Source organism: Sphingopyxis sp. PET50, assembly GCF_025244705.1.
Classification (GTDB): Bacteria; Pseudomonadota; Alphaproteobacteria; order Sphingomonadales; family Sphingomonadaceae; genus Sphingopyxis.
In genome coordinates, this window is record NZ_CP104207.1 from 2,190,316 (window position 1) to 2,215,602 (window position 25,287).

Below are 25,287 nucleotides of genomic sequence, written 5' to 3' on the forward strand. Positions count from 1 at the left end.
GGCTCCTTGCCCGCCTCATGGGAGCGGCCGGAGCCGCGGATCACGCGTTGTCGGCCGCCGGTTTATTCTTCCCCACGCCCTCGTCATCACGAAGATCGAGCCCGCGGGTTCCATGGTGGGGCGTATGGGCTAGGCGCGTGCGGTCGCTCCGCATCGGGGGGGTCGGGCACTTCGAGCATGCCTTCCCATTTGGTGATGACGCTGGTCGCCACCGCATTGCCGACGACATTGGTCGCGGTGCGCCCCATGTCGAGGAACTGGTCGATCGCCAGAATGATCGCGACGCCCTCGACCGGCAGGCCGAATTGCGCGAGCGTGCCGGTGATGACGACGAGGCTGGCGCGCGGCACCGCGGCGATTCCCTTCGAGCTCACCATCAGCGTCAGCAGGATCAGCACCTGGGTGCCGATCGACAGGTCGATGCCATAGGCCTGCGCGATGAAGATCGTCGCGAAGCTCATGTACATCATCGAACCGTCTAGGTTGAAGCTGTAACCGAGCGGCAGCATGAAGCCCGAAATGCGGCGCGGCACGCCGAAGCGGTCGAGCTGTTCGAACATCTTGGGCAGCGCCGCCTCCGACGAAGCGGTCGAGAAGGCGAGCAGCAAAGGTTCGCGAATATAGCGGATCAGCTGCCAGATGCGGTGGCGCAGGAACAGCCAGCCCATGGCGAGCAGGATGACCCACAGCAGCACCAGCGACATATAGAATTCGACGAGCAGTTCGACATAGGTGCCAAGGATCGCCAGCCCGCTTTTCGCGACGACGTTGGCGATCGCGCCGAACACCGCAAAGGGCGCGAAACGCATGACGTAGCCGGTGATCTGCAGCATCATTTCGGCGAGCGCCTCGGCGCCGCGGACGAGCGGGGCGCCCTTTTCGCCGATCGCCGACAAGGCGACCCCGGCAAAAATGGAAAAAACCAATATCTGCAGGATATTGTTCGTCGCCAGGGCTTCGAGCGCGTTCTTCGGGAAGATCGACAGGGTGAATTCCCAACCGTCGAGCTTCTTGACCTCGCCCACCAGCTTCGCCGCCTCCGCGGCATCGGGAATCGGCGCCCCGACGCCGGGCTCGAACAGGTTCACCATCAGCAGGCCGAGCGCGATGGACATGAAGCTGGCGGTGATGAACCAGGCGAGCGCGCGCACGCCGATGCGGCCGAGCGCGCTGCTGTCGCCCATATGCGCGATGCCGACGACGATCGTCGACAGCACCAGCGGCGCGACAAGCAGCTTGATGAGGTTGAGGAAGATATCCGACAGCAGTTTGAAGGTCTTGGTCAGATATTCGAACCAGGGATGGCCTTCGGGCACCCCCTGGTGGACTGCGTAGCCGACGGCCACGCCCAGCAGCATGCCGAGCCAGAATATACCAGGTCAATTTGCGGTCCATGCGGCCGTCCCCCTCGTTCCTATTGCCGCCTAGTTGTCACAAAGCGCGGAGCGCGTCACCCGCATTGCGCGCGGTGGAGCAATTTGTGGTCGGCGAGGACGAGCGCCATCATCGCCTCGACCACCGGCGCGCCGCGAATGCCGACGCAGGGGTCGTGGCGGCCCCTGGTGACGATGTCGGCGGCCTCGCCCGCCTTGTTGATCGTCGGCACCGGGGTCAGGATGGAACTGGTCGGCTTGAACGCGACGCGCACCACCACCGGCTGGCCGGTCGAAATGCCGCCCGCGATGCCGCCGGCATTGTTCGACAGGAAGTCGGGACGGTTGCTGCCGTCGCTCGCGGGGCGCATCGGGTCGGCATTCTCCTCGCCGCGCAGCCGCGCCGCATGAAAGCCCGCGCCGATCTCGACGCCCTTCACCGCATTGATCCCCATCATCGCGGCCGCAAGGTCGCTGTCGAGCTTGGCATAGATGGGCGCCCCCCAGCCCAGCCGGCACGCCGCTCGCGGCGCATTCGATGACGGCGCCCAGCGACGAGCCCGCCTTGCGCGCACCGTCCATCAGCGCTTCCCAGCGCTGGGCCGCAGCGGGATCGGGGCAGAAGAAAGGATTGCGATCAATCTCTTCGAGGTCGAAGTTCGCCGGGTCGATCGCATCGCCGCCGATCTCGGCGACCCAGGCATGGATCCGCACCTCGGGAATCACCAGCCTTGCGACGCCGCCCGCCGCGACGCGCGCCGCGGTCTCGCGCGCGCTCGACCGGCCGCCGCCGCGATAGTCGCGGATGCCATATTTGGCGTCATAGGCATAATCGGCGTGGCCGGGGCGATAAGCCTGGGCGATGTCGCCATAATCCTTCGACCGCTGATCGACATTGTCGATCATCAGGCTGATCGGTGTGCCGGTGGTCTTGCCCTCGAACACGCCCGACAGGATGCGCACCCGGTCGGGTTCCTGCCGCTGCGTCGTGTGGCGCGACTGGCCGGGGCGGCGCTTGTCGAGGAAAGGCTGGATGTCGTCCTCGCTGAGCGACAGCCGCGGCGGGCAGCCGTCGACAACCGCGCCGAGCGCGGGCCCGTGGCTTTCCCCCCAGGTGGTGAAGCGCAGAACGCGTCCGAAGCTGTTGAAACTCATCTACCCCTCTCCCCTTGGGGGAGAGGGAGGGGCCCGCGCGGCGCAGCCGCGTGGGAGGGTGAGGGATCACCGGAAAGCGACGCCGCAACCACCCGGCAAACACCGTCCAAATTCTCCATCACCTCGCGGTTCGTGAAACGCAGCACCCGATACCCCTCTCGCGCCAGAAATTCCGTTCGCCGCGCGTCATAGTCGATTTGCGCCGCATGGCTATCGCCATCGACCTCTATCACCAGCCGCGCCGATTGACAGGCAAAGTCGGCCACGAAAGGGCCAAGCCGTTGTTGTCGGCGGAATTTATGCCCGCCAAGCGCCGAACCGCGAAGGACGGACCAGAGTTTCTTTTCGGCCGAGCGTCGAGTCGCGCCGTAAACGGCGAGCCCGGTCGATCGTGCCGTCGTCCGAAGTGAATCGGCTCTTCGTCACACCCTCACCCTCCCATCGCTTCGCGACGGGCCCCTCCCTCTCCCCCAAGGGGAGAGGGGTTCAGCGGCCAAACGCGGGCGCATAGTCGGCGCGGCCGCCTTGCGGCCACGGCGCGTCCGAGTCCAGCATCATCGCCATGAAATGCGGTCCGGCAAAGGGCGAAGCGAAGCGTGCGGCGAGATCGGGCGAATAGCCGAAGCGCGGGTAATAGGCTTCGTGGCCGAGAACGAAGCTGATCGCGCAGCCCTGTTCGCGGAGCGCATCGAGCCCGGCGCGGATCAGGGCGTCGCCGATGCCCTGTCCCTGCTTTGCGGGCAAGACCGCGACAGGCGCCAACCCCGCCGCGCGGCAGTGCGAGGCCGTCGGCCTCGACCCGCATCCGGCTGAACATCACATGCCCGGCGATCACGCCATCGGCCTCCGCGACCAGCGAGACCAGCGCATCGCCGTCGGCTTCCAGCATCCGCACCAATTCGGCCTCCCCCTGGTGACCGAACCCGGTTCCAGCAAAGGCTGCGCGGACAGCCGCGTCGATGGCCTCTGCGTCTTCGATTGCTGAAGCGCGGACGATCATCTTGCGCTCATCGGAAGCTGACAAGCCGTGTGCCCCTGCGAAGGCAGGGCCCCATCACCGGACGGCGCACGATCGAACCGGCAGGAGATGGGTCCCCGCCTTCGCGGGGACACGCAGATATTTTTTTGTGGCTCGCCCACCGGCTACGCCAAAGCAATATCCGGCGCGTCTTCCTGTTTCATGCCGATGGTGTGGTAGCCCGCGTCGACATGGTGCGTTTCGCCGGTGACGCCGCTCGCCAGGTCGCTCAGCAGGTACAGCGCCGAGCCGCCGACATCGTCGATCGTGACGTTGCGGCGCAGCGGGGCGTTATATTCGTTCCATTTCAGGATCAGGCGGAAATCGCCGATGCCGCTGGCCGCCAGCGTCTTGATCGGGCCGAGCCGAGATCGCATTCACGCGCACGCCCTGCGGCCCGTAGTCGTTGGCGAGATATTTGACGCTGGTTTCGAGCGCCGACTTGGCGACGCCCATGACATTGTAATGCGGGATCACCTTTTCGGCGCCATAATAGCTCAAGGTCAGCAGCGAGCCGCCGCCGTTGCCCGTCTCGGGGTCGAAGGGGGTCATCATCGGCGCCGCGCGCTGCGCGACCGCGGTGAAGCTGTAGACGCTGATGTTCATCGTCATCAGGAAATCGTCGAGGCCGACATCGGCATATTTGCCGCGCAGCGCCTCCTTGTTCGTATAGCCGATGGCATGGACGACGAAGTCGATCGTCGGCCAGCGCGCCGCCAGCGTGGCGAACGCGGCATCGAGATTCTCCATGTCGGACACGTCGCAGTCGATCAGGAAATCGCAGCCGAGCTGGTCGGCGAGCGGCTTGACGCGCTTCAGCATCACGTCGCCCTGATAGCTGATCGCCAGCTCCGCGCCCGCGCCGTGCAGCGCCCTGGCGATGCCCCAGGCGAGCGACTTGTCGTTGGCGAGCCCCATGATCAGCCCGCGTTTGCCTTGCATCAGACCCGTCATTATTTTTCTCCGGCAGTCACGTCGTCCACGCGCCCAATAGCGTCGTGCCCCAAATCCTCAACCTCGACCAGTGCGGCGTTGAGTTCGGCGCCCATCACCATACCCAATCCGACGAGGTAGAAAAAGAAGAGCGCGACCATGACGCCTAGGCCAGGCTGCCGTAGGTCGCGTCATAGCGGAACAGGCTGGCGAGCAGCGGCGGCAGCGCCAGCGTCACGCCGATCCACCACAGGGTCGTGAACAGCGCGCCCGGCCATTTCGGGAACTGCTTCCTGCGATATTTCGATGGCGTGAGGCTGTAAAAGAGCATGTAGATGGCGAGGAACAGGCCGAACCCCGACACCCCGCGCGATATCGCCACGACGCCGACGGCCTGAAATTGTTCGGGCAGGACACGCGTCACAAATTGTTCGATCCCGACGATCAGCACCTGCATGCTGAACGACAGCAGCATCAGCACCACCGCGCCGGTGATGATGCCGATCGACAGCAGCCGGTAGTGGAAAAAGCCCTTGCTGAAATGGGTGCCATAAGCACGGCGGAGGATGTCGCGCACCGTCTCGATCAGGCTGCCGACGGTCCACAGCGCGACGAGCGCGCCGAGCCACAGGAAAATGCCCGTGCGCGCGGTCATTACCTCGCGGATCGGGCCCGACAGCGCGCTGGCGACGGTCGGCGGCATGGTCGAGAAGACCGCCTCGATGGCCCGCTCGCCTCCCACGCTGCCGCCGAAAATCGAGAGGGCGGCGGCGAGCAGGATGAAGAAGGGAAAGAGCGCGATCAGCGCCAGATAGGCAAGATTGCCCGCATGGATGAAACCGTCGGTATAGGTGCCGACGACGACGCGCCGCAGCACCTTGAAGGCACGCGTACCGGGGCCGAGCGTCTCGCGTCCACGGTCGATGACGCCCTGCGCCCGCGCGCGCAGCTTGGCCCGCTTGGCGCGCTCGGCCCGCGCTTCGGGCGAATGCGGCGAGTGGCCCTCGGCCAGAAATTCGCCCGCGACTTCCTCGGCAACCTCGCGCTCGATCGCGGCGGCAACCTTTTTGTCGTTCGGCTCAGCCACGCATCACACGCCAAGGTCCGCGCGCACCGCGCGGCTGTCGGTCCATTCGCCGGCGAAGCGTTTCAGCGCCGCATCGTCGGCGGGCAGGTCGACGACGAGCCGCACCAGCTGGTCGCCGCGCCCGCCGCTCTTCTGGCTGAACCCCTTGCCCTTCAGCCGCATGACCTTGCCCGACGTCGACCCCGCCGGGATCGACAGCATGACCGGACCGTCGACGGTCGGCACCTTGACCTTGGCACCCTGAACCGCCTCGTTCAGCGTCACGGGCAGGTCGAGGCGGATATTCGCGCCCTCGCGGACATAGAAGGGATGGTCCTTGACGCTGATCGTCACGATGCCGTCGCCATGGCCGCCGGGGCCCGGCTGGCCCTTGCCGGCAAGGCGCATCTGCGTCCCCGTCTCGACCCCGGCGGGCAGTTTCAGGTCGATCGTCTTGCCGTCGGCCAGCGTGATCCGCTGCATCGCCTGCGTCGCGGCATCGACGAACGACACGGCGAGGCGATAGGACACGTTGGCGCCTTTCTGCGGCGCCGCGCCGCGTCCGCCGAAACCGCCAAAGGGTCCGCCGCCGCCGCGTCCGCCGAACAATTCGTCGAAGATGCCGCCGAAATCGGCGCTCTCGTTACCGAAGCCGCCGCCAAAGCCGCCCTGCCCGCGCGGATCGCCGCGAAAGCCCCCGCCGCCATAGCCGAAGGGCATCGCGGGGTTGCCTTCGGCGTCGATCTCGCCGCGGTCGAACTGGCCGCGCTTCTCCTTGTCGGAGAGCAGGTCATAGGCCTTGGTCACGTCGGAGAATTTCTCCGCCGCCTTCGGATTGTCCTTGTTCCGGTCGGGATGCAATTCCTTGGCGAGCTTGCGGTATGCGGATTTGATTTCCGCTTCGGTCGCGCTCTTCGCGACGCCAAGGGTGGAATAGGGGTCTGCCATCTGTCTCCAATAGCCCGATAAGATGTTGGCCGGAAAGGCCCGATTGCGCGCCGATGTGGGAACGGGACGAAAGGGGGTCAAGTTTCGTCGCCCGTCTCCTCATCGTCACCCCGGATCAGGTTCGGGGTGACGATGAACCTCGACCGCACGCCTGCGCCGCATTAGAAGCGCGCGCATGAGCAACGATCCCTTCCCCCAGTTCGACGCCTGGTTCTCCGAAGCCCGTTCCAGCGAGCCCAATGACGCCAATGCGATGGCGCTCGCCACCACGACCGCCGACGGCCGCCCGTCGGTGCGCATGGTGCTGCTCAAGGATCACGGCCCCGACGGCTTCGTCTTCTACACCAACCTCGACAGCCGCAAGGGCGGCGAACTCGCGGCGAACCCGCATGTCGCTTTGCTCTTTCACTGGAAATCGCTGCGCCGCCAGATCCGCATCGAAGGCCCGGTGGCGCCCGTCGACGATGCCACCGCCGACGCCTATTTCGCGACGCGCAGCCGCGACAGCCAGCTCGGCGCCTGGGCCAGCGACCAGTCGCGCCCGCTCGACGCCCGCGCGACCTTCGAGGCGCGCTTCGCCGCGATGCAGGCGCGGTTCGAGGGACAGGACGTGCCCCGCCCGCCGCGCTGGTCGGGCTGGCGCGTCACCCCCGAGCGCATCGAATATTGGCAGGACCGCGAACACCGGCTGCACGAACGCACGCTGTTCGTGCGCGATGGCGACGGCTGGACGAAAGGATTTCTCTATCCATGAGCTGGCGCCGCTTCCCGATCACCCAGGTCGACGCCTTCGCCGACCGTCCCTTTACCGGCAATCCCGCCGCAGTGATGCCGCTCGACGAATGGCTCGCCGACGATGTGCTGCAGGCGATCGCCGCCGAGAACAACCTTGCCGAAACCGCCTTCCTGATCCCCGACGAGAGCGGCGAGGCCGATTATGAACTGCGCTGGTTCACCCCCGGCGTCGAGGTCGCGCTCTGCGGCCATGCGACGCTGGCGAGCGGGCATGTGCTGCTCAGCGCCGCGCCCTGGCGCGACGACATGCGCTTTCGCACGCGCAAGGCGGGCATCCTCCGCGTCGCGCGCGACGGTGATGAGGGGTATAAAATGGCCCTTCCCGCCTATCCCGCATCACCCAAAGCGCTGCCCGACGCTGTCCGCGCGATGGGCGGCGATCCGGTCGAGACGCTGTGGCACGACGGCGGCTATGCGCTGATCGTCTACCCCGATGCCGCGAGCGTCCGCTCGCTCGCCCCGGACCTGCGCGCGCTGAAGGAAGGCGGCGACATCCTCTATATCGCGACCGCGCGCGGCGACGGCGATGTGTCGGGCGCCGATGTCGTCAGCCGCTGCTTCGCCCCCGGCGCCGGGATCGACGAGGATCCGGTGACCGGATCGGCGCACAGCGTGCTGACCCCCTATTGGGTCGGCGCACTCGGCCGCGACCGTTTTGCCGCCTATCAGGCGAGCCCGCGCGGCGGCCATGTCGGCTGCCGGCTCGATGGCGCGATGGTCGAGCTCAGCGGCACCTGCGTCACCACGCTGGTGGGCGAGTTGCTGCTATAAGGCCTCGGTCAGGTCGGCGAGATGCCGCCGCAGTTCCGGGAACTGGTCGTCGCTCGTGATGCCCAGCCGCACGATCGTCAGCCGCTGCGACGGCGAGACGATGATATATTGGCCCTGATGGCCGATGCAGGCGAACAGGTCGTTCGGGCCGCGGTCGGGCCAGAGCGCCGGATCGGCGCCCGCCGGACGCGGGCGGTTGAGCCAGATATGGCCGCCATAGCCGCCATCGCGCGGCGACGGCTTGAGCATGAAGCTCATCCAGCTTTCGGGCAACAGCCGCTGGCCGTTCACCACGCCATGATTGCGCAGAAACTCGCCGAACTTCGCATAGTCGCGCGCGGTCGCGTGCATCACCGAGCCGCCGATCATCGTCCCCGCGGCGTCGAACTCCGGGGTCAGGCTGGTCATGCCGAGCGGTTCGGCGAGGCGCCCCGCGATGAAGTCGCGCATCGCGTCGCGGCGCGCATCGGGGCTTTTCGACGGCGTCAGCGTGTCGGCCAATATGTCGGCCAATATCACGCTGGTCGCGGAACTATAGTTGAATATCTCGCCCGGCTGCGCCGCCGCGGGCTTGGCCTCGGCAAAGGCCGCCATGTCGGGCGCGCCCGAGCCGAACAGCATCGTCACCGTGTCGCCGTCCCACACGGGGTCGCCGGTTTCGACATGCTCGAGCCCCGACGACATATGGAGCAGATGCTTCAGGCTGATCGCGCCGCGCGGGTCGCCGCTGCGCTGCCACGCCGCGACCGGCGCCGGGCCGTCGAGCGACAATTGCCCGTCGGCGACGAGGAAGCCGGTGAGCACTGCGGTGATGCTCTTCGCCATCGACCAGCTGATGAGCTTGGAATCTGGCCCGAATCCCTCGCCATAGCGTTCATAGACCGGCTCGCCGTCGCGCAGCACATAGAGGGCGCGCGTCTCGCCCACCGCATCGGCGTCGGCGAACAAGGCGTCGGCCTTTGCCCTGACCGCCGCGGGCAGCGCGGGAAGCGGCGGCAGCGTGTCGGCGGCGCGCGGTGCAGGCACTCCGATGGCCAGCCCCGGCGCAGCGGGAGCCATCGTCGCCTAAGCCCCGCCGCGTGGGTCAGCGACCATGCCCCGACGAGCGCGAGCGCGGCACTTGCCAGCATGGCTTTTTTCGTGATCATGGCACAAGTGACTAACACTGATCCGCCCGCAGCCGCAACGCCCGAGCCGGTGCCGCCCCCGCCACCCGCGACGCCGCCGCCGGTCGTGCCCGATCGCTTGCGCAAACCGCGCCGCCCGAACCGCTGGGGCGGGTGCCTGCCCTGGGCGCTGATCCTCGGCGCGATCGCCGCGGTGCTGCTGATCTGGAAATTCCCCTCGCTCAAGGCGCAGGCCGAGCTGGGGTCGGCCTATGCGGCGCGCGTCGGCTGTTCGTGCCGCTATGTTCAGGGGCGCAGTCTCGAAAGCTGCCAGCGCGATTTCGAGCCGGGAATGGAGCTGGTGTCGGTCGCCGAAGACCCTGCGACGAAGACGATTACCGGCAGTGTGCCGCTGCTCGCATCGCGCAGCGCGCGCTACGCCGGGGCGAGCGGCTGCCTGCTCAGGCCCGAGGATTAGGAACGAACAGCGCCGCCCCGACCGCGACCGCCGCGGGCGTGCCGAAGACGAGGATCCAGATCGCCGCCTCCTCGCCCCAGCCATAGCCCGCGTACAGCACGCCGACGAGCAGATTGCCGATCGACACCAGCAGCCACAGCGACAGGAACAGCCGCGTCGCCCGGCGCACGTCGCGGATCGTCAGCCGCAGTCCGATCAGCAACAGCACCCCCGCGATCAGCATGATGACCGTGTGCGACATGATCACTCCTCTCCCATCATATCGGTGCCGATATGCGCCCGGCGCCATTCGCCCGGCGACTGGCCGAGCTTGCCGCGAAAGGCGGCACACAGGTGTGCGTGGCTGGAAAAGCCCGTGGCAAAGGCGATTTCGGCGACCGACAGCGGGCGGTTCATCAGATACCAGCAGGCGCGCCGCAACCGCTGGCGCAGCGCATATTGCCGCGGCGTGCGCCCCGTCGCCCGCGCGACATGGACGATCAGGCTGTTGACCGACATGCCCGTTTCCGCCGCCATCTCCTCGACCGTCATCGGCGTTTCGATCCGCGCCTCGATCAGCGCAAGCAGCGCGTCGATCCGGTGCGCGGCGCGCGCCGGCTGTCCGCCCAGGCGGCGCACCCCCGATCGCTTCGGCGAGCAGCGCGAGCAAGGGCCCGGCCGCCGTTCGGTCGTCGTCGGCCAGCGCGCGGACCAGCGCCGCCATCGCGGGGTCGTCATGCCCGGCGAGCGGCCGTGCCGACGCATCGACCGGCAAAAGACCGGGGTCGATGGCGACGCGGACATAGCGAACCGCACCGCCCTCGGCCCGGCCGCGATAATGACGGCCGGCGGGCGCGAGCCACAATTCGCCGGGCAAGGGATCGCCGAGCGACGTGCGCCGCCCGTCGAGCCAGGTCTCCAGCCGGTGATAGCTGCCCACCTCGTGCAGCATCAGCGCATGGACGTCCGCTTCGATCGTCCAGCTGCCGGGGCCGCTGAGCCGATCGACGATGCGGGCCGCGCTGATTCCCACCCTGTCCATGGCCGCATCATGCCAATGTTGGGAGAATCTGAAAGCCTCGATTTCGCGGTCGGCGTAGGATCGAATCGCCAGCCCCACCTCTTTCGGAAAGAGACCATGACCGACCACAGCCTCAACGGGAAAACCGTCCTCATTGCCGGCGGCGCCAAGAATCTCGGCGGCCTCATCGCGCGCGACTTCGCCGCACATGGAGCCGCCGCGGTCGCCGTCCATTACAACAGCGACGCGGCAAGCGCCGAAGCCGCCGATACGGTCGCCGCGATCGAGGCGGCGGGCGCGAAGGGCTTCGCCTTTCAGGCCGATCTGACCACCGCCGGCGCGGTCGAAAAGCTGTTCGCCGATGCCAAGGCCGCGATGGGCGGCATCGACATCGCGATCAACACGGTCGGCAAGGTGCTGAAAAAGCCGATGATCGAAATCGGCGAGGCCGAGTTCGACGCGATGAGCGCGGTGAACAGCAAGTCGGCCTTTTTCTTCCTCAAGGAAGCGGGCCGCAACGTCAGCGACAACGGCAAGGTTTGCACGCTGGTGACCTCGCTGCTCGGCGCCTACACGCCCTTTTATGCAAGCTATGCCGGGACCAAGGCGCCTGTCGAACATTATACCCGCGCCGCGTCGAAGGAATTCGGCGAGCGCGGCATTTCGGTGACCGCGATCGGGCCGGGCCCGATGGATACGCCCTTCTTCTATCCCGCCGAAGGACCCGAAGCGGTCGCCTATCACAAGACGGCGGCGGCACTGTCGCCCTTCAGCCCGACCGGCCTCACGCATATCGAGGATATCGTGCCGTGGATCCGCTTCCTCGTCACCGACGGCTGGTGGATGACCGGCCAGACGATTCTGGTGAACGGCGGCTACACGACCAAGTGACCCCTTCCGGCGGGCGCCCCACCACCCCTCCCGGGGCGGCCCGCCGGCCTTTTCAGGCCAGAAACGCGTCCATCGCGGCGTTGACGGCGTCGGGTGCTTCCCACGTCACGAAATGGCCGCAACCCGGCACCTGCACGATCGTCGCGTTCGGAACCAATTCCTCGATTCCGTCGAGATTGCTCGGCGGCAGCGCGACATCGTCGGTCGCCCAGATCACGAGCGTCGGAATGGTCAGCTTCGGGAATGGCATCGCGGGCGGCTCGGCGAAAGGCGCGTCCATCGGCGGCACCTCGATCGGCGAGGCGCGATACCAGTTGAGCATCCCGAAACAGGCGTCGCGATCCTCCCAGTCGGCGAGCGAGCGCGCAATCTCCCCGGGCGGCGCGACCGCACCGGCCAGCCGCCCCTCGAACGCCTTGGCAAGGAGGCCGGCAAGGCCCTGTTCGCGGACGATCGCATCGCTCGCGGGATCGCGGAACAGGCGGATATACTGGCTCGCCGCGCGCTGCACGCGGTCGGTCTGGAGCAGCCGCCCAAAGAGGCCCGGGTGCGGCGCATTGGCGATCACCGCGCGCGTGACGCGGCCCGCCCACGCCGGATGCAGCCCGCCCGGCTGGCCGCCGAGCGCAACGCCCCAGGCGATCGCGCCGCCCCAGTCGTGGCCGACGATGGTGAAGGTGTCGATCCCGAGAGCATCGGCGAGCGCGAAAATGTCGGCGATCAATTTGTCCGGCGCATATTCGGCGGCGTCCTGCGGCTTCGACGAACCGCGATAGCCGCGCTGGTCGGGCGCGATGCAGCGGAAGCGGTCCGAAAAATGCGGCAACTGGTTACGCCAGGTGCGGTGCGATTCGGGAAAGCCGTGGAGAAAGATCAGCACCGGCGCATCGCGCGGCCCGATGTCGACCACGTCGAGTTCGACCCCGGTCGAAAGCTTCACGCGCTGCTGCTCGAAATCGCCGGTCATCATTCCCTCCCCTGGGTTGCGTTTCGCAACCTGATGGCGGGGATCGCGGTCGGTGGCAAGCGGCGTTGCGGCGGTCCGCTGGCTGCACGCGTGGGGGAACGGCGGGTTGCGGGCGGTTGCGGTCATAAGCGATCCTCCCCCAACGGGGGAGGGGGACCACCCGAAGGGTGGTGGAGGGGCACGGGAGGCTTACGCGACGCCAGACCGAAAGAACGCCGTTTTCCGGCAACCCGGCCGCAACGCACGCCTTCACCGGCAAGGCAAACCGCCCGTGCCCCTCCACCAGCTTCGCTGGTCCCCCTCCCCGTGCCGGGGAGGATCGGCGTCGTCCGCTCCCTACCCCAAAGCCGCCGGTGGCGAGGCCGAAAAGGCCAGGCGGGCACCGATCGGCTATGGATAGCTCACCGTCTTCGGTACCTCGGGGATCGGGATGAATTCCTCGCTGTCGCCGGGGACGAGCGGGAATCGGCGCTCCTTCCAGTCGCGCTTCGCCTCGTTGATGCGCTCGCGCGACGAGCTGACGAAATTCCACCAGACATGGCGCGGCGTCGTGAACGCCTCGCCGCCGAGCAGCATCACGCGCGCGTCGCTGTCCGCGCGCAGTGTCATCGCCTCCCCCGGTTTCAGGATGTACAGGCTGTGCCGGTCGAGCGCCTCGCCATCGAGGCTCGCATCGCCCAATGCCACCAGCACCGCGCGCTCGTCGGCCTCGGCCTCGATCGGGATCGCCGCACCCGCGTTCATCAATATATCGGCATAGATGGTCGCGCTGTGCTGGGTGATCGGCGAGGTCGCGCCCCACAGGCTGCCCATGATCACCCGCGCCGACACGCCGCCGTCCTCGATCAGCGGCAGGTCGTCCTTCGCGACATGCTCGAACGCCGGGTCGACTTCCTCCTTGCCGTCGGGCAGCGCGAGCCAGGTCTGCATGCCCGAGATCGGCGAGCCGGTGGCGCGTTCGGCCGCCGGAGTCCGCTCCGAATGGACGATGCCGCGCCCCGCGGTCATCAGATTGCACGCGCCGGGGCGGATCGTCGCATAGGTGCCGAGGCTGTCGCGATGGCCGATCGCGCCCTCGAAGAGATAGGTGACGGTCGCGAGGTTGATGTGCGGATGCGGCCGCACGTCCATCCCCTTGCCGATGTCGAAATGCGCGGGACCGAACTGATCGACGAAGATGAACGGCCCGACCATCGTCCGCGCCTTGTTCGGCAGCGTCCGCCGCACGTCGAAGGCGCCGATATCGTGGGTCGAGGGGGTGATGACGGTGAGCATCAGTCGAGCCTTTCCAGCGTCAGCCTTGTCTTTTCGGTTTCGACATTGCCCGTGTTGAGCGTCGAATTGGGCTCCAGCAGCAGCACCTGGCATTCGCCGTCCAGCGCCTCGGGGCAATGCTCGGTCCCATGCGGGACGATGATGAATTCGCCCGGCCCCACGATGACGTCGCGGTCGCGCAATGCCATCTTCATCCGCCCCGCGACGACGAGGAAAAGCTCATCCTCGACATCATGGTGATGCCAGTCGAACCTGCTAGGCAAACTTGACCAGCTTGACCTGAAAATTGTTGATGTCGCCCGCGACGCGCGGGTTCCAATGGTCGTGGAAGCTCGCAAAGGCCTCGGCCAGATTGACCTTGTCGATCATCCCCCTTCTCCCGGCGCCGTCGCCCGGATCGCGAGCGCGTGGACGCGCTGGCCGGGAAGATCGCCCAGCGCCTTGTTCACCGCGCGCTGGCGCGCGACGCGGTTCAGGCCCGCGAAGCCCGCCCATTCGATGCTCAGGCTGAAATGCGACTCGCCGCTGCCGTCGTCGCCGGCGTGGCCGTGATGCTTGGCGCTGTCGTTGCTGAGGATGAAATCAGCGCCGGGAAAGGCCGCGGCGAGCAGGCTTTCCATCTCTTTCTGTACGGGACCGGGGCTACTCATGGGGTTGACCATAGGAGCATCGTCGCCAAATGATAAGACCTCCCAACCCCCGAGAGTCTCGCTTGCCGTCCCCGACCCGCCCGACCCGATTCCATGGCCGCGTGCCGCGCGAGGAACGCTGTGCCGCGCCCGGATGCCGCGAGGCGGGCGAGTTTCGCGCGCCGATTTCGGGCACCCGCTCGCCCGACGGGCCGCCGCAATATCGCTGGCTGTGCCTCGACCATGTCCGCGAATTCAACGCGCGCTATAATTACTTCGACGGCATGACCGCCGACCAGATCATGGAAGCGCAGTCGCCGACCGCGGGTTGGGAAACCGAAAGCCGCACCTTCCGCGCCGCGGGCAGCCCCGACCTGCCGCCGCGCTGGGCCGATTTCCGCGACCCGATCGACGCGCTCGGCGCGCGCTTCCGCCAGCGCATGGCCGAAGCGCGGCGCGAGGCCGCCGACCCGCGCTTCAACCGCGAGGAGCATCGCGCGCTGCAGGTGCTGGGGCTGGAAGGCGGCACCGACCGGATGGCGCTACGGCGCCGCTACAGCGAACTGGTGCGCAAATATCATCCCGACCGCAACGGCGGCGACCGCAGCCATGAAACGAGACTCGGCGAGGTTGTTGCGGCATATCAGCTGCTCAGAAAGGCCAAAGCCTTCGCCTGAGGGAGGACTGCGATGAACGAATTGGACGCACGGCGCATCGAGGTGGTCCGCAGCCATATGGCGCTGGAGATCACCCACGACTGGGACGCGGTGATCGCGACCTTCGAGCATCCGCGCTACGAATTGCTCGGCCCCGGCACCATCTTCGACGGCGAGGCCGCGGTGCGCAGCTATTTCATCCAGTCGCGCATCCCCTTCCCCGACCAGGCGAACGAGGTGATCGCCATCGCCGCCGACGCCGGGACCGACACGGTGCTGGTCGAATTCTGGCTGACCGGCACCCACCTCGGCCCGCTGAAGCTGGGCCTGCGCACGATCGAGCCGACCGGCAAGGCCTTCCGCATCCGCATGGCGGCGAGCTTCGAATTCGCGCCCGGCAGCGACAGGATCGTCTGCGAACGCCCCTATTACGACCAGTCGGCGGTGATGAAGGCGCTCGACATCCTCTGAAAAGGCGTTGCATGGCGAAACCCATGGCGATACCGCGCTAACGCAACTCCCTCTCCCCTTGCGGGAGAGGGTTGCGAAGACTTGGCAGCTTGCTGCCTGGTCGAAGCTGGGTGAGGGGTTGCGGGCTTTTGGCTCGCGCGGCGCAAGCGCCGCTCACCCTCATCCAACTGCGCCTAGCCGCTTCGCGGCAAGGCTCCGTATCCTTCTCCCGTCAAGGGAGAAGGGAACCAGAAATTTGAAGGCCGTGACATGACCGATATCCCCAACAGCCTCCCCGACCACCACGGCTCGACGCTGCTCGCGGCGCCCGATACCGAGGTGAGCGCGCGCGAGATGTTCGGGGTCGATGTCGACATGATGGTCCCGGCGTTCAGCGAGGCCGACGCGCGCGTCCCCGACCTCGATCCCGCCTATGTCTTCGACGGCGACACGACGCTCGCGATCCTCGCCGGGTTCAAATACAACCGCCGCGTGATGGTGCAGGGCTATCACGGCACCGGCAAGTCGACGCATATCGAACAGGTCGCGGCGCGGCTGAAATGGCCGTGCATCCGCGTCAACCTCGACGCGCATATCAGCCGCATCGACCTCGTCGGCCGCGACGCGATCGTGCTCAAGGACGGGCAGCAGGTCACCGAATTCCGCGAAGGGCTGCTCCCCTGGGCGCTGCAGACGCCGACCGCGCTGGTCTTCGACGAATATGACGCGGGGCGTCCCGATGTGATGTTCGTGATCCAGCGCGTGCTGGAAACCGAGGGCAAGCTGACGCTGCTCGACCAGAACCGCGTCATCCGCCCGAACCCCTGGTTCCGCCTCTTCTCGACCGCGAACACCGTCGGGCTCGGCGACACGAGCGGGCTGTACCATGGCACGCAGCAGATCAACCAGGGCCAGATGGACCGCTGGAACATCGTCGTCACGCTGAACTACCTGCCCGCCGCGACCGAAAGCGCGATCATCCTCGCGAAGGTGCCGGGCACTGACGACACGACGATCGCCAACATGGTCAAGGTCGCCGACCTGACGCGCCAGGGCTTCATCAACGGCGACATCTCGACCGTCATGTCGCCGCGCACGGTGATCAGTTGGGCGCAGAACGCCGCGATCTTCCACAATATCGGCTTCGCCTTCCGTCTGTCCTTCCTCAACAAGTGCGACGAGGCCGAGCGCATGATCGTCGCCGAATATTATCAGCGCGTGTTTGGCGAGGATCTGCCCGAGGGGATTGTCGGCAAGGCATGAGCGTCCGGCTCGTCCTGACCGGGCTGCTCGCCTTCGCCTGCGCGGCTGCGGCGGCGCAGAACAGCGGGGAGGCGCCGCCGCCGGATGGTGAGGCGGCAAAACCGGCGGTTGGAATGCGTTCGGTTCCGCGCGTGCAGATGCCGCTGCACCCCCGGCGCGCCGAAATCTTCCGGCGAACCAAGGTGATCGACATTCCGCAATGGGCCAAGGATGCGGGGCATAACGGCAGCGTGACCTACAGGGTGGTGGTCACGGCGGACGGCGCGGCCGACAAGGTCCAGTTGATCGGCAGCAGCGGTTCGACGGCGATCGACCAGGCGGCGCTGGGTGCCATCCGGTCGGCTTCCTTCGTCCCCGCGACCGACAAGGACGGCAACCCGGTCGCCGGGATGACCAGCGTCTATTCCAAATACACCCGCTGGGAGGATGAAAGCCGCGGCGGAATCCGCGATTATCGCTGCGGCGACCTGATCCGGGAATATGACTGGTTCCGCGAGGCGCATGGCAACGCCGGTCCGCCATATTTCGCGCTGGAAAACTATTATGTCTCACGCGACATGCTGGCCAATGTCGAAGGGGTCGACCGGCGCGACCGCAAGGCCGTCGAAAAACAGCGCGAAAAATATACCGGGGAATGGCTGGGCGTCGTCGAGGGCTGCCGAAAAACGCCGGGCGCACTGCTGCTCGACAAGATCAAGGATCCGCAGAGCTTTCAAGATATGGCCGGGTCATTCTAGGCACCGTCCTGCTGGACGTTTCTCGTCCCCTCATTCCAGCACGGCTTCGGCATCGACCAGCCGGATGTCGTGCATCATGCCCAGATAGGTCTCGAAATAGCCCTTGTGCGAGGCGCCGACGATGACGAGCGTCCGCGCGCCCGGCCGCTCGGCCATCGCGGCGCGGATATTGGCGACCATGCGCAGATTGCGCGTTTCCCACCAGCCGGTGTAGCGGCGCCCGTAATTTTGCGGCGTCGCGTCGGCGAGCGCGGCGCCGAAATCGCTGTCGAACGCCATGCGCATCGCGGCCGGGCTGTTATAGCTCCGATAGATCGCCATCACGCCGTCGCCGTCGAGCTTCGCCTCCAGTCTCGCATCTTCGGCAATGCGCTGCTTGACGAACGGATTGTCCCAGATCCGCTTCATCGCCGCCGCATATCCCGGATCGTCGCCGATCGAGGCGGTCGTCGCGTCGGCGCTGTGATCGTCGGCCGAATAGACGCGTTCAAGACCCAGCCGCGCCGCGAGGACCGAAGCGATCAGGAAATTCTCGTTGCGCCGCTTCGACAGCATGTCGAGCCGCGCCGCGAGCGCCTCGTCGAGGCCGTCGCCCGCGCGCCGCTCGCCCTCCGGTAATCGCAGCCACTGGACCAGCGCCGACAGCCGGCTCGCCGCCCGCGAGGAAGACGGCGGCGAGATGGCGGCGCCCGGCGGGCGCGGGCTCCGCGGGCCATGCGGCGAGCAGCCGCTCGGCCTCGACCGTCGCGGCGGGCATGTCGAGCCCGAGCGCCTTTTGCGCGGGCGCCGGGTCCCAGCAATAATCGTCGAAAGCGTCGGGATAGAGCGGCTTGTAGCGCAGCAGCCGCTCGCAATCGGGGCCCGAGACGCCTTCGATGGTGACGATTTGCGGCTTCCACGCCGCCAGCCGCGCGAGCAGCGGTTCGAGGTTGGCCGGATCGAAGCTGTCGGGCAGGCCCGAGAGATGCGGCGTGCCCAGCACCAACGCCTCGCCCGGCTCGCCCGCCACATGATCCTTGAGCTTGCCGGGATCGAATGGCGGCACATAGGGCTGCGCCGGGCTGGCGGCGGCGAGCAGCAAGGCGGCGATGGCTAGGCATATATCTCTTCCTCTCCTATGGTCGATGGTCGATGGTCGATGGTCGATAGGCGAAGTGTGTTATTCGATCAACACTCTTCGGCATGCCATTTTCGGCTTCCCAAGCCGGGCCCGCTCTGCCAGCGTCGCGCCATGCGCTGGCTTGCGGCATTTGCGGTTCTTCCCCTTGCGGCCTGCATATCGCCGGTCAAATATGGGCCGATTCCGCACGCCGACTATGTCGCGCCATCCCGCTGCACCGCGCAGCCCGGCGCGCCCGTCGACGAGGCAGGGTTGCCGCTCTTCTTCGTCACGACGCGCCTCCCCGACTGCCGCACCGACGACATCCGCCTGCTTGGCCATCGCGGCGACAGGACGCGCTATGGCCGCTTCGCCGCGCCGCGCGAAACCGAAGTCGAGGGCAAGAAAAAGCTCCGCACGGCGATGGCGTTTCAGGACGAAGGCGACTGGTGGCGCGCGCTCCAGGCCGAAACCGACCGGCGGCAGGGGCGCGTGCTGCTTTATGTCCACGGCTATCGCGAAACCTTCGAGACGACATCGAAGGACGCGGCGCAGATCGCGCGCATGACCGGCTTCGACGGGCCGATGATCGAATATAGCTGGCCCTCGCAGGGCGAGGTGCTGAAATATGCGGTCGACGAGACCAACATGTATCACGACATGCGCAATTTCCGCGATTTTCTCCGCGCCCTGGCCGACAAGCCGTGGGTGAAGGAGATCGTGATCGTCTCGCACTCGCTCGGCGCGCGGCTCGTCCTTCCCGCGATCGCCGGCGCCGATCGCCTGTCGCGCCGCGCCGAACGCACCGGCAATATCTCGAACATCATCCTCGCTTCGCCCGATATCGACCGCGAAACCTTCGAGCGCGACATCGTCGACGATGTGCTCGCGCCCGACCGGGTCGCGCTGGGGCGGCGCATCACCCTCTATGTCTCGCTGAACGACCGGGCGCTCGCCGCATCGCGCGCGCTGCACGGCTATCCGCGGCTCGGCTCGCCCTATTGTTTCGATCCCTTCGATCCGAAGGCGCAGACCTTCGACCGGCCGCCCGCGCGCTGCTATCCGGCGGCGGTCCCCGGGCTGACCGTCGTCGATACCACCGACGTCTCGCGCGGTTCGACCGGGCACAGCAATTTCCTGCGCAGCGCGGTCGCGTGCCGCGATTTCGTCGATGTCATCGCGGACAGGCGGACAGGGTCCGCACGCGTCGCGACGCCGTTCGCGCATGTCTTTCGCTTGCTTCCCGATCCCGCTGCCCCCAAGGATCTGGACGAAAGCATCTGCAACCGAATCCCGCCCCGACCGACGCCAGCGCCATGACCTCCTCCTCCCCCTCGACGATTTCAAGGCGGCGCTGTCGAGCGTCGCGCGCGCGGTGACGCGCGATGCCGAGGTCGAGGTCGGCTTCACCGCCGACGCCCCCGCGCAGATCGGCAAGACGATCAAGGTGCCGACGCCGTCGCGCACGCTGCCCGCCGAACAGGTCGCCGAGGCGCGCGGCTTCGCCGACGGCTATGCGCTGCAGATGAAGCATCACAGCGAGAAGCTCCACGCCGCCGCGCGCCCCGCCGAGCCGCTCGCCGCCGCTGCCTTCGACGCGATGGAACGCGCGCGGGTCGAGGCGCTCGGCGCGCGCCACATGGAGGGCATGCGCGCCAACCTGTCGGCGAGCCTGGCGATGCGGATGCGGTCGGACCCGATCGCGCGCGCGCAGAGCCGCGACGATGTCCCCGTCTCCTCGGCGCTCGAACTGATGCTGCGCGAGGCGCTGACCGGCGAGGCGCCGCCGCCGGGCGCCGAACATGGCCTGGGGCTGATCAGCGACTGGATCGCGCGGGCCGCCGGCGGCGACCTCACCGCGCTCGCGATGCAGATCGACGACCAGGCCGCCTTTGCCGAAACCGCCAAGCTCGCGCTCCGTCACCTCGACCTCATCCATGGCGACGAACCGATGGACGAGGGCGCCGAGGACAGCGGCGAGGAGGATCAGAGCGAGGCCGAGGAGTCGCCCGAGGAGCAGGAAAGCGAGGATGGCGGCACCGGCGAAAGCCAGGTCGATGCGCGCGCCGAGACCGCGGGCGACCAGGCCGACGACGGCGACAGCGATCCCGACGCGCAGGAGATGGAAGCCGACGGCGAGCCCGAGATGGGCGGCGAAGGCGACGAGGGCATGCTGCCGGTGCGCCCCAACCGCCTGCCGACCGACGTTCCCGACTTCAACTATGTCCGCTTCACCGAAAAGCATGACGAGGTGATCGCGGCGACCGAGCTGTGCGACGCCGACGAACTGACCCGGCTGCGCTCCTACCTCGACCAGCAGATGCAGCATCTGCAGGGCGCGGTGACCAAGCTCGCGAACCGGCTCCAGCGCCGGTTGATGGCGCAGCAGAACCGCGCCTGGGATTTCGACCAGGAGGAAGGCCAGCTCGACGCCGCGCGCCTCGCCCGCGTCATCGTCTCGCCGGGCCAGTCGCTGAGCTACAAGATCGAGCGCGACACCGACTTCCGCGACACCGTCGTCACGCTGCTGATCGACAACAGCGGGTCGATGCGCGGCCGCCCGATCAGCATCGCGGCGATCAGCGCCGACATCCTCGCGCGCACGCTCGAACGCTGCGGGGTGAAGACCGAAATCCTCGGCTTCACGACGCGCACCTGGAAGGGCGGGCAAAGCCGCGAGGACTGGCTCGCAGCCGGCCGCCCGACGCACCCCGGCCGCCTCAACGACCTGCGCCACATCATCTACAAGCCCGCAGACGAACCCTATCGCCGCGCGCGCAAGTCGCTCGGCCTGATGATGCGCGAGGGGCTGCTCAAGGAGAATATCGACGGCGAGGCGCTGATCTGGGCGCACAGCCGCATCGTCAACCGCCCCGAGGAACGCCGCATCCTGATGGTGATCTCCGACGGCGCGCCGGTCGACGACAGCACGCTGTCGGTCAACCACGGCGCCTATCTCGACCAGCATCTGCGCCAGGTGATCGACTGGATCGAGACCCGCTCGCCGGTCGAGCTCTGCGCGATCGGCATCGGCCACGACGTCACGCGCTATTACAGCCGCGCGGTGACGATCATGGACGCCGAACAGCTCGGCGGGACGATGGTCGAGCAGCTGGCGGGGCTGTTCGATATCGACTGATCCGCGACGCGACGGGGTGGGTGACAACCCCTTTTCCCCTCGTTACAACCGCTTCCCAACGCAGCAGGGACTCGCGGCCTTACGACGAGAGCCGCTGCGCAGACATATGTGCTGATGGGTCGCCGGCACGACGAACGAGCCGCACCATGGGGTGCATGGCCGAGGGGGGCGACTGTCATATGAAAAAAGCATCCGACCTGTTCATCGAATGCCTCGAGGAAGAAGGCGTCGAATATATCTTCGGCGTTCCGGGCGAGGAGAATCTCGACTTCCTCGACAGCCTGTCGCGCTCGGCCAAGATCAAGCTGATCCTGACGCGGCACGAACAGGGCGCGGGCTTCATGGCCGCGACCTATGGCCGCCACACCGGCAAGACCGGCGTCTGCCTCGCGACACTCGGCCCCGGCGCGACGAACTTCGTCACCGCCGCCGCCTATGCGCAGCTTGGCGGCATGCCGATGATGATGATCACCGGTCAGAAACCGATCAAGAAATCGAAGCAGGGCCGCTTCCAGATCCTCGACGTCGTCGCGATGATGGGGCCGATCACCAAATATACCCACCAGATGGCCTCGTCCGACAATATTCCGAGCCGCGTGCGCGAAGCCTTCCGCCTTGCCGAGGAGGAAAAGCCCGGCGCGGTGCATATCGAGCTGCCCGAGGATATCGCCGACGAGCATACCGACAGCACGCCACTGGCGCGCAGCCATTCGCGCCGCCCGACCGCCGATGTGAAGTCGATCCGCGAGGCGGTGAAGGCGCTGGAGGAAGCGCGGTCCCCCGTCCTCGTCATCGGCGCGGGCGCCAACCGCACGATGACCAGCCGCATGCTGCTGCAGTTCATCGAAAAGACCGGCATCCCCTTCCTGACCACCCAGCTCGGCAAGGGCGTGATCGACGAGCGGCACCCGAAGTTCCTCGGCTGCGCCGCGCTCAGCGCGGGCGATTTCGTCCACCGCGCGGTCGAGGCGTCGGACTGCATCGTCAACCTCGGCCACGATGTCATCGAAAAGCCCCCCTTCTTCATGCAGCGCGGCGGGCCGACCGTCATTCACGTGTCGACCAAGACCGCCGAGGTCGATCCGGTCTATTTCCCGCATATCGAGGTGATCGGCGACATCGCCAACGCGATCTGGCAGATGAAGGAGGACATCGTCCCCAACGGCGGCTGGAAATTCGACCATATGCTGAAGTTCCGCCAGGCCGAGGTCGACCATACCAGGCCGCTCGCCGAGGACGCGCGCTTCCCGATCTTCCCGCCGCACCTCGTCCAGTCGATCCGCGACGCGATGCCCGACGACGGCATCATCTGCCTCGACAACGGCGTCTACAAGATCTGGTTCGCGCGCGGTTACACCGCGTGCCGCCCGAACACCGTGCTGCTCGACAATGCGCTCGCGACGATGGGCGCGGGGCTGCCGTCGGCGATGATGTCGGCGATGCTCTATCCCGACCGCAAGGTGATGGCGATCTGCGGCGACGGCGGCTTCATGATGAACAGCCAGGAAATGGAGACCGCGGTCCGCCTCGGCCTCAACCTCACCGTGCTGATCCTCAATGACTCGAGCTACGGCATGATCCGCTGGAAACAGGCGAACATGGGGTTCAAGGACTGGGGACTGACCTATGGCAACCCCGATTTCGTCAAATATGCCGAAAGCTATGGCGCCAAGGGGCATCGCGTCGAAAGCGCGGCGCATCTGAAGGAACTGCTCGCGCATACGCGCGACACGCCGGGGGTGCATCTGATCGACTGCCCGGTCGATTATTCGGAGAATGACCAGATTTTGAACATCGACATCAAGAAGCTGTCGAAGGAGTTGTAATTCTTCATTCCCCTCCCGCAAGCGGGAGGGGCAGCGAGACTTACGAGCTTGCTCGTTAGTCGCAGCGGGGTGGGCATCCGCACCGCTGCTGGCCCACCCCCAACCCCTCCCGCCTGCGGGAGGGGGGAGAAGCTGCATGAAACTCAAGGACGTCTACCCGCTCTACCTCAACAACAAGGCGGCGCAGCCGAACAGCGACCTCGAGGTGATCGACAAATATACCGGCGAGGTCGCCTTCCGCACCGCACTCGCGACGCCCGACGTCATCGACGAGGCGATCGCCGGGGCCGTGCGCGCCGCCGAACCGATGGCGCGGCTGGCGAGCTATGAGAAGCAGGACGTGCTCAACCATTGCGTCGCGCGCTTCAAGGAACGCTATGACGAACTCGCCTATGCGCTGTGCGTCGAGGCGGGCAAGCCGATCGCCGATGCCGAGGGCGAGGTCGGGCGGCTGATCGACACCTTCCGCATCGCCGCCGAGGAAGCGGTGCGCAATTACGGCGAGATCCAGCCGCTCGACATCTCCGCGCGCGCCAAGGGCTATATGGGCATGTGGAAGCGCGTGCCGATCGGCCCGTGCAGCTTCATCTCGCCCTTCAACTTCCCGCTCAACCTCGCGGCGCACAAGATCGCGCCGGCGATCGCAATCGGTTGTCCCTTCGTGATGAAGCCCGCCTCGATGACCCCGCTCGGCGCGATCATCATGGGCGAGGTGCTCGCCGAATGCGACATATTGCCCGAGGGCGCCTTCAGCATCCTGCCCGCGAGCCGCGCCGGCAGCGACCTGTTCACCACCGACGAGCGGCTCAAACTGCTGAGCTTCACCGGCTCGCCCGGCGTCGGCTGGGATTTGAAGGCCAAGGCGGGCAAGAAGAAGGTCGTGCTCGAACTCGGCGGCAATGCCGCGGTCGTGGTCGACAAGGACGCCGACCTCGACCATGCGCTCGCCCGCATCATCTTCGGCGGCTATTACCAGTCGGGGCAGAGCTGCATCCACGTCCAGCGCGTGATCATCCATGAGGATATCTACGACACTTTCCGCGATATGCTCGCCGCGAAGGTCAAGACGCTCAAATCGGGCGATCCCAAGCTCCACGACACCTTCATCGGCCCGATGATCTCGGTGAAGGAGGCGACGCGCCTGAAAGGCTGGATCGACGCCGCGGTCGCCGCGGGCGCCACCCTGCTCGCCGGCGGCGGCTGCGAGGGCAATATGCTCGAAGCGGCCTTGCTCGAAAATGTCCCGGCGGGCAGCGATGTCGTGACCGAGGAAGCCTTCGGCCCCGTCGTCGTGCTCAGCAAATTCTCGAACTGGGAGGACGCGCTCGCCGAGGTCAACGACAGCAAGTTCGGCCTTCAGGCCGAGCCTGTTCACCCGCGACCTGCACAAGGTGCTCGAGGCGTGGGACCATCTCGACGTCGGCGGCATCGTCGTCAACGACGTCTCCTCCTACCGGGTCGACAACATGCCCTATGGCGGGGTCAAGGACAGCGGGCTGGGCCGCGAGGGTGTGCGCTTTGCCATTGAAGATATGAGCGAAATTCGCAATCTGGTGATCCGGCGAACCTGATTGGATCGTGGCTGAACCGATATGTGTCAAATTGGCAACGTCACCGAACTGCCTCGAAACTTTCTCCGAACTGTCGCGACTTTGATTCGCGCGCTGTAACAAAACTCCTGTCTAGGCCGGTGGCAGCTAAGGCTGCTTTCG

The 25,287-nt window shown here is 66.7% G+C and carries 25 protein-coding genes and 5 pseudogenes; 13 read left to right on the plus strand and 17 right to left on the minus strand.

The genetic code is table 11. The annotated features are described in order from the left end of the window. Nucleotides 1–40 precede the first annotated feature (40 nt). From N0A20_RS11585 to N0A20_RS11600, 4 genes and pseudogenes are all read right to left on the minus strand, one after another. Nucleotides 41–1,395 (minus strand): annotated as a pseudogene (locus N0A20_RS11585) (dicarboxylate/amino acid:cation symporter). Nucleotides 1,396–1,450: 55 nt separating this feature from the next. Further along, nucleotides 1,451–2,528 (minus strand): annotated as a pseudogene (gene aroC, locus N0A20_RS11590) (chorismate synthase). Continuing rightward, a pseudogene (locus tag N0A20_RS11595) lies at nucleotides 2,525–2,824 on the minus strand (endonuclease domain-containing protein); the annotation flags it as partial. The pseudogenes aroC and N0A20_RS11595, both read right to left, overlap by 4 nt. Before the next feature lie 190 nt (nucleotides 2,825–3,014). Continuing rightward, nucleotides 3,015–3,272, minus strand: a complete 258-nt coding sequence (locus tag N0A20_RS11600; protein ID WP_260580545.1) for a GNAT family N-acetyltransferase — start codon at nucleotides 3,270–3,272, stop codon at nucleotides 3,015–3,017. On the opposite strand from N0A20_RS11600, the gene N0A20_RS11605 reads away from it, so the two are divergent. Then, complete coding sequence (locus N0A20_RS11605) at nucleotides 3,247–3,513, plus strand: hypothetical protein (RefSeq protein ID WP_260580546.1); 267 nt, start codon at nucleotides 3,247–3,249, stop codon at nucleotides 3,511–3,513. The genes N0A20_RS11600 and N0A20_RS11605 overlap by 26 nt on opposite strands. 158 nt (nucleotides 3,514–3,671) lie before the next feature. Here N0A20_RS11605 and fabI read toward each other — a convergent pair. From fabI to N0A20_RS11625, 4 genes and pseudogenes are all read right to left on the minus strand, one after another. Further along, a pseudogene (gene fabI / locus N0A20_RS11610) lies at nucleotides 3,672–4,500 on the minus strand (enoyl-ACP reductase FabI). Next, on the minus strand, nucleotides 4,500–4,640 hold the full coding sequence (locus tag N0A20_RS11615) for a hypothetical protein (RefSeq protein WP_260580547.1): 141 nt from the start codon (nucleotides 4,638–4,640) through the stop codon (nucleotides 4,500–4,502). Before N0A20_RS11615 ends, fabI begins: the two are co-directional and overlap by 1 nt. A gap of 5 nt (nucleotides 4,641–4,645) precedes the next feature. Then, complete coding sequence (locus N0A20_RS11620; protein WP_260580548.1) at nucleotides 4,646–5,566, minus strand: YihY/virulence factor BrkB family protein; 921 nt, start codon at nucleotides 5,564–5,566, stop codon at nucleotides 4,646–4,648. 3 nt (nucleotides 5,567–5,569) lie between these two features. Continuing rightward, nucleotides 5,570–6,493: a DnaJ C-terminal domain-containing protein gene (locus N0A20_RS11625; protein ID WP_260580549.1), complete on the minus strand. Its 924-nt coding sequence runs from the start codon at nucleotides 6,491–6,493 to the stop codon at nucleotides 5,570–5,572. Nucleotides 6,494–6,668: 175 nt separating this feature from the next. Between N0A20_RS11625 and pdxH the strand changes: the two genes are divergently transcribed. Together pdxH and N0A20_RS11635 are read left to right on the plus strand one after the other, a co-directional pair. Next, complete coding sequence (pdxH, locus tag N0A20_RS11630; protein ID WP_260580550.1) at nucleotides 6,669–7,247, plus strand: pyridoxamine 5'-phosphate oxidase; 579 nt, start codon at nucleotides 6,669–6,671, stop codon at nucleotides 7,245–7,247. Beyond that, a complete protein-coding gene (locus tag N0A20_RS11635; protein ID WP_260580551.1) occupies nucleotides 7,244–8,059 on the plus strand; it encodes a PhzF family phenazine biosynthesis protein in 816 nt (271 codons plus the stop codon). The genes pdxH and N0A20_RS11635 overlap by 4 nt, the downstream gene beginning before the upstream one ends. Here N0A20_RS11635 and N0A20_RS11640 read toward each other — a convergent pair. Next, a complete protein-coding gene (locus N0A20_RS11640) occupies nucleotides 8,054–9,118 on the minus strand; it encodes a serine hydrolase domain-containing protein (protein ID WP_260580552.1) in 1,065 nt (354 codons plus the stop codon). The two genes, N0A20_RS11635 and N0A20_RS11640, sit on opposite strands and share 6 nt — an antisense overlap. Before the next feature lie 87 nt (nucleotides 9,119–9,205). Here N0A20_RS11640 and N0A20_RS11645 point away from each other — a divergent pair, with 87 nt between their 5' ends. Next, nucleotides 9,206–9,643 carry a hypothetical protein gene (locus N0A20_RS11645; protein WP_260580553.1) on the plus strand — a complete coding sequence of 146 codons (438 nt, stop codon included), beginning with the start codon at nucleotides 9,206–9,208 and terminating at the stop codon, nucleotides 9,641–9,643. Here N0A20_RS11645 and N0A20_RS11650 read toward each other — a convergent pair. Further along, the gene (locus N0A20_RS11650; protein ID WP_260580554.1) at nucleotides 9,627–9,884 is read right to left on the minus strand and encodes a hypothetical protein; all 258 of its coding nucleotides are present in this window, start codon (nucleotides 9,882–9,884) and stop codon (nucleotides 9,627–9,629) included. The genes N0A20_RS11645 and N0A20_RS11650 overlap by 17 nt on opposite strands. A gap of 2 nt (nucleotides 9,885–9,886) precedes the next feature. Further along, nucleotides 9,887–10,261: a helix-turn-helix domain-containing protein gene (locus tag N0A20_RS11655; protein WP_260580555.1), complete on the minus strand. Its 375-nt coding sequence runs from the start codon at nucleotides 10,259–10,261 to the stop codon at nucleotides 9,887–9,889. A gap of 499 nt (nucleotides 10,262–10,760) precedes the next feature. Between N0A20_RS11655 and N0A20_RS11660 the strand changes: the two genes are divergently transcribed. After that, complete coding sequence (locus N0A20_RS11660; RefSeq protein ID WP_260580556.1) at nucleotides 10,761–11,534, plus strand: SDR family oxidoreductase; 774 nt, start codon at nucleotides 10,761–10,763, stop codon at nucleotides 11,532–11,534. A 52-nt stretch (nucleotides 11,535–11,586) separates the two neighbouring features. Here the strand turns inward: N0A20_RS11660 and N0A20_RS11665 are convergent, their stop codons facing one another. The 4 genes from N0A20_RS11665 to N0A20_RS11680 form a co-directional block, all read right to left on the minus strand. Further along, on the minus strand, nucleotides 11,587–12,501 hold the full coding sequence (locus N0A20_RS11665) for an alpha/beta fold hydrolase (RefSeq protein WP_260580557.1): 915 nt from the start codon (nucleotides 12,499–12,501) through the stop codon (nucleotides 11,587–11,589). Between the two features lie 390 nt (nucleotides 12,502–12,891). Continuing rightward, nucleotides 12,892–13,776 carry a pirin family protein gene (locus N0A20_RS11670; protein WP_260580558.1) on the minus strand — a complete coding sequence of 295 codons (885 nt, stop codon included), beginning with the start codon at nucleotides 13,774–13,776 and terminating at the stop codon, nucleotides 12,892–12,894. Then, entirely contained in the window at nucleotides 13,776–14,039 is a 264-nt protein-coding gene (locus tag N0A20_RS11675) for a cupin domain-containing protein (protein WP_260580559.1), read from the minus strand. Before N0A20_RS11675 ends, N0A20_RS11670 begins: the two co-directional genes overlap by 1 nt. 102 nt (nucleotides 14,040–14,141) lie before the next feature. Further along, on the minus strand, nucleotides 14,142–14,426 hold the full coding sequence (locus tag N0A20_RS11680) for a BolA family protein (RefSeq protein WP_409574678.1): 285 nt from the start codon (nucleotides 14,424–14,426) through the stop codon (nucleotides 14,142–14,144). 29 nt (nucleotides 14,427–14,455) lie between these two features. On the opposite strand from N0A20_RS11680, the gene N0A20_RS11685 reads away from it, so the two are divergent. The 4 genes from N0A20_RS11685 (at nucleotide 14,456) to N0A20_RS11700 (ending at nucleotide 17,511) form a co-directional block, all read left to right on the plus strand. After that, nucleotides 14,456–15,082 carry a J domain-containing protein gene (locus tag N0A20_RS11685; protein ID WP_260580560.1) on the plus strand — a complete coding sequence of 209 codons (627 nt, stop codon included), beginning with the start codon at nucleotides 14,456–14,458 and terminating at the stop codon, nucleotides 15,080–15,082. A 12-nt stretch (nucleotides 15,083–15,094) separates the two neighbouring features. Further along, nucleotides 15,095–15,532 (plus strand): ester cyclase, encoded by a 438-nt coding sequence (locus N0A20_RS11690; RefSeq protein WP_260580561.1) that lies wholly within the window; start codon nucleotides 15,095–15,097, stop codon nucleotides 15,530–15,532. A 249-nt stretch (nucleotides 15,533–15,781) separates the two neighbouring features. Next, a complete protein-coding gene (cobS, locus tag N0A20_RS11695) occupies nucleotides 15,782–16,774 on the plus strand; it encodes a cobaltochelatase subunit CobS (RefSeq protein ID WP_260580562.1) in 993 nt (330 codons plus the stop codon). Continuing rightward, entirely contained in the window at nucleotides 16,771–17,511 is a 741-nt protein-coding gene (locus N0A20_RS11700; RefSeq protein WP_260580563.1) for an energy transducer TonB, read from the plus strand. Before cobS ends, N0A20_RS11700 begins: the two co-directional genes overlap by 4 nt. Before the next feature lie 30 nt (nucleotides 17,512–17,541). On the opposite strand, the gene N0A20_RS11705 is transcribed toward N0A20_RS11700, so the two are convergent. Then, entirely contained in the window at nucleotides 17,542–18,066 is a 525-nt protein-coding gene (locus N0A20_RS11705) for a DUF5694 domain-containing protein (protein ID WP_260580564.1), read from the minus strand. Beyond that, the gene (locus N0A20_RS11710) at nucleotides 17,999–18,592 is read right to left on the minus strand and encodes a hypothetical protein (protein WP_260580565.1); all 594 of its coding nucleotides are present in this window, start codon (nucleotides 18,590–18,592) and stop codon (nucleotides 17,999–18,001) included. Before N0A20_RS11710 ends, N0A20_RS11705 begins: the two co-directional genes overlap by 68 nt. 150 nt (nucleotides 18,593–18,742) lie before the next feature. Here N0A20_RS11710 and N0A20_RS11715 point away from each other — a divergent pair, with 150 nt between their 5' ends. From N0A20_RS11715 to N0A20_RS11730, 4 genes and pseudogenes are all read left to right on the plus strand, one after another. Next, on the plus strand, nucleotides 18,743–19,930 hold the full coding sequence (locus N0A20_RS11715) for an alpha/beta hydrolase (protein ID WP_260580566.1): 1,188 nt from the start codon (nucleotides 18,743–18,745) through the stop codon (nucleotides 19,928–19,930). 55 nt (nucleotides 19,931–19,985) lie between these two features. Continuing rightward, complete coding sequence (cobT, locus tag N0A20_RS11720; RefSeq protein ID WP_409574679.1) at nucleotides 19,986–21,749, plus strand: cobaltochelatase subunit CobT; 1,764 nt, start codon at nucleotides 19,986–19,988, stop codon at nucleotides 21,747–21,749. A gap of 179 nt (nucleotides 21,750–21,928) precedes the next feature. After that, the gene (locus N0A20_RS11725; RefSeq protein WP_260580567.1) at nucleotides 21,929–23,575 is read left to right on the plus strand and encodes an acetolactate synthase large subunit; all 1,647 of its coding nucleotides are present in this window, start codon (nucleotides 21,929–21,931) and stop codon (nucleotides 23,573–23,575) included. 136 nt (nucleotides 23,576–23,711) lie between these two features. Then, nucleotides 23,712–25,146 (plus strand): annotated as a pseudogene (locus N0A20_RS11730) (aldehyde dehydrogenase family protein). Nucleotides 25,147–25,287: the final 141 nt, after the last annotated feature.

Bases quoted from the DNA above. Each gene is read 5' to 3' on its own strand.
- N0A20_RS11715 (WP_260580566.1), top strand. From the start codon at position 18,743: ATGCGCTGGCTTGCGGCATTTGCGGTTCTTCCCCTTGCGGCCTGCATA.
- N0A20_RS11685 (WP_260580560.1), top strand. From the start codon at position 14,456: ATGATAAGACCTCCCAACCCCCGAGAGTCTCGCTTGCCGTCCCCGACC.
- N0A20_RS11680 (WP_409574678.1), bottom strand. From the start codon at position 14,426: ATGAGTAGCCCCGGTCCCGTACAGAAAGAGATGGAAAGCCTGCTCGCC.
- cobS (WP_260580562.1), top strand. From the start codon at position 15,782: ATGACCGATATCCCCAACAGCCTCCCCGACCACCACGGCTCGACGCTG.
- N0A20_RS11670 (WP_260580558.1), bottom strand. From the start codon at position 13,776: ATGCTCACCGTCATCACCCCCTCGACCCACGATATCGGCGCCTTCGAC.
- N0A20_RS11605 (WP_260580546.1), top strand. From the start codon at position 3,247: ATGCCCTGTCCCTGCTTTGCGGGCAAGACCGCGACAGGCGCCAACCCC.
- N0A20_RS11660 (WP_260580556.1), top strand. From the start codon at position 10,761: ATGACCGACCACAGCCTCAACGGGAAAACCGTCCTCATTGCCGGCGGC.
- N0A20_RS11625 (WP_260580549.1), bottom strand. From the start codon at position 6,493: ATGGCAGACCCCTATTCCACCCTTGGCGTCGCGAAGAGCGCGACCGAA.
- N0A20_RS11700 (WP_260580563.1), top strand. From the start codon at position 16,771: ATGAGCGTCCGGCTCGTCCTGACCGGGCTGCTCGCCTTCGCCTGCGCG.
- N0A20_RS11615 (WP_260580547.1), bottom strand. From the start codon at position 4,640: ATGGTCGCGCTCTTCTTTTTCTACCTCGTCGGATTGGGTATGGTGATG.
- N0A20_RS11725 (WP_260580567.1), top strand. From the start codon at position 21,929: ATGAAAAAAGCATCCGACCTGTTCATCGAATGCCTCGAGGAAGAAGGC.
- N0A20_RS11635 (WP_260580551.1), top strand. From the start codon at position 7,244: ATGAGCTGGCGCCGCTTCCCGATCACCCAGGTCGACGCCTTCGCCGAC.
- N0A20_RS11650 (WP_260580554.1), bottom strand. From the start codon at position 9,884: ATGTCGCACACGGTCATCATGCTGATCGCGGGGGTGCTGTTGCTGATC.
- N0A20_RS11705 (WP_260580564.1), bottom strand. From the start codon at position 18,066: ATGCTGTCGAAGCGGCGCAACGAGAATTTCCTGATCGCTTCGGTCCTC.
- pdxH (WP_260580550.1), top strand. From the start codon at position 6,669: ATGAGCAACGATCCCTTCCCCCAGTTCGACGCCTGGTTCTCCGAAGCC.
- N0A20_RS11640 (WP_260580552.1), bottom strand. From the start codon at position 9,118: ATGGCTCCCGCTGCGCCGGGGCTGGCCATCGGAGTGCCTGCACCGCGC.
- N0A20_RS11690 (WP_260580561.1), top strand. From the start codon at position 15,095: ATGAACGAATTGGACGCACGGCGCATCGAGGTGGTCCGCAGCCATATG.
- N0A20_RS11665 (WP_260580557.1), bottom strand. From the start codon at position 12,501: ATGACCGGCGATTTCGAGCAGCAGCGCGTGAAGCTTTCGACCGGGGTC.
- N0A20_RS11645 (WP_260580553.1), top strand. From the start codon at position 9,206: ATGGCACAAGTGACTAACACTGATCCGCCCGCAGCCGCAACGCCCGAG.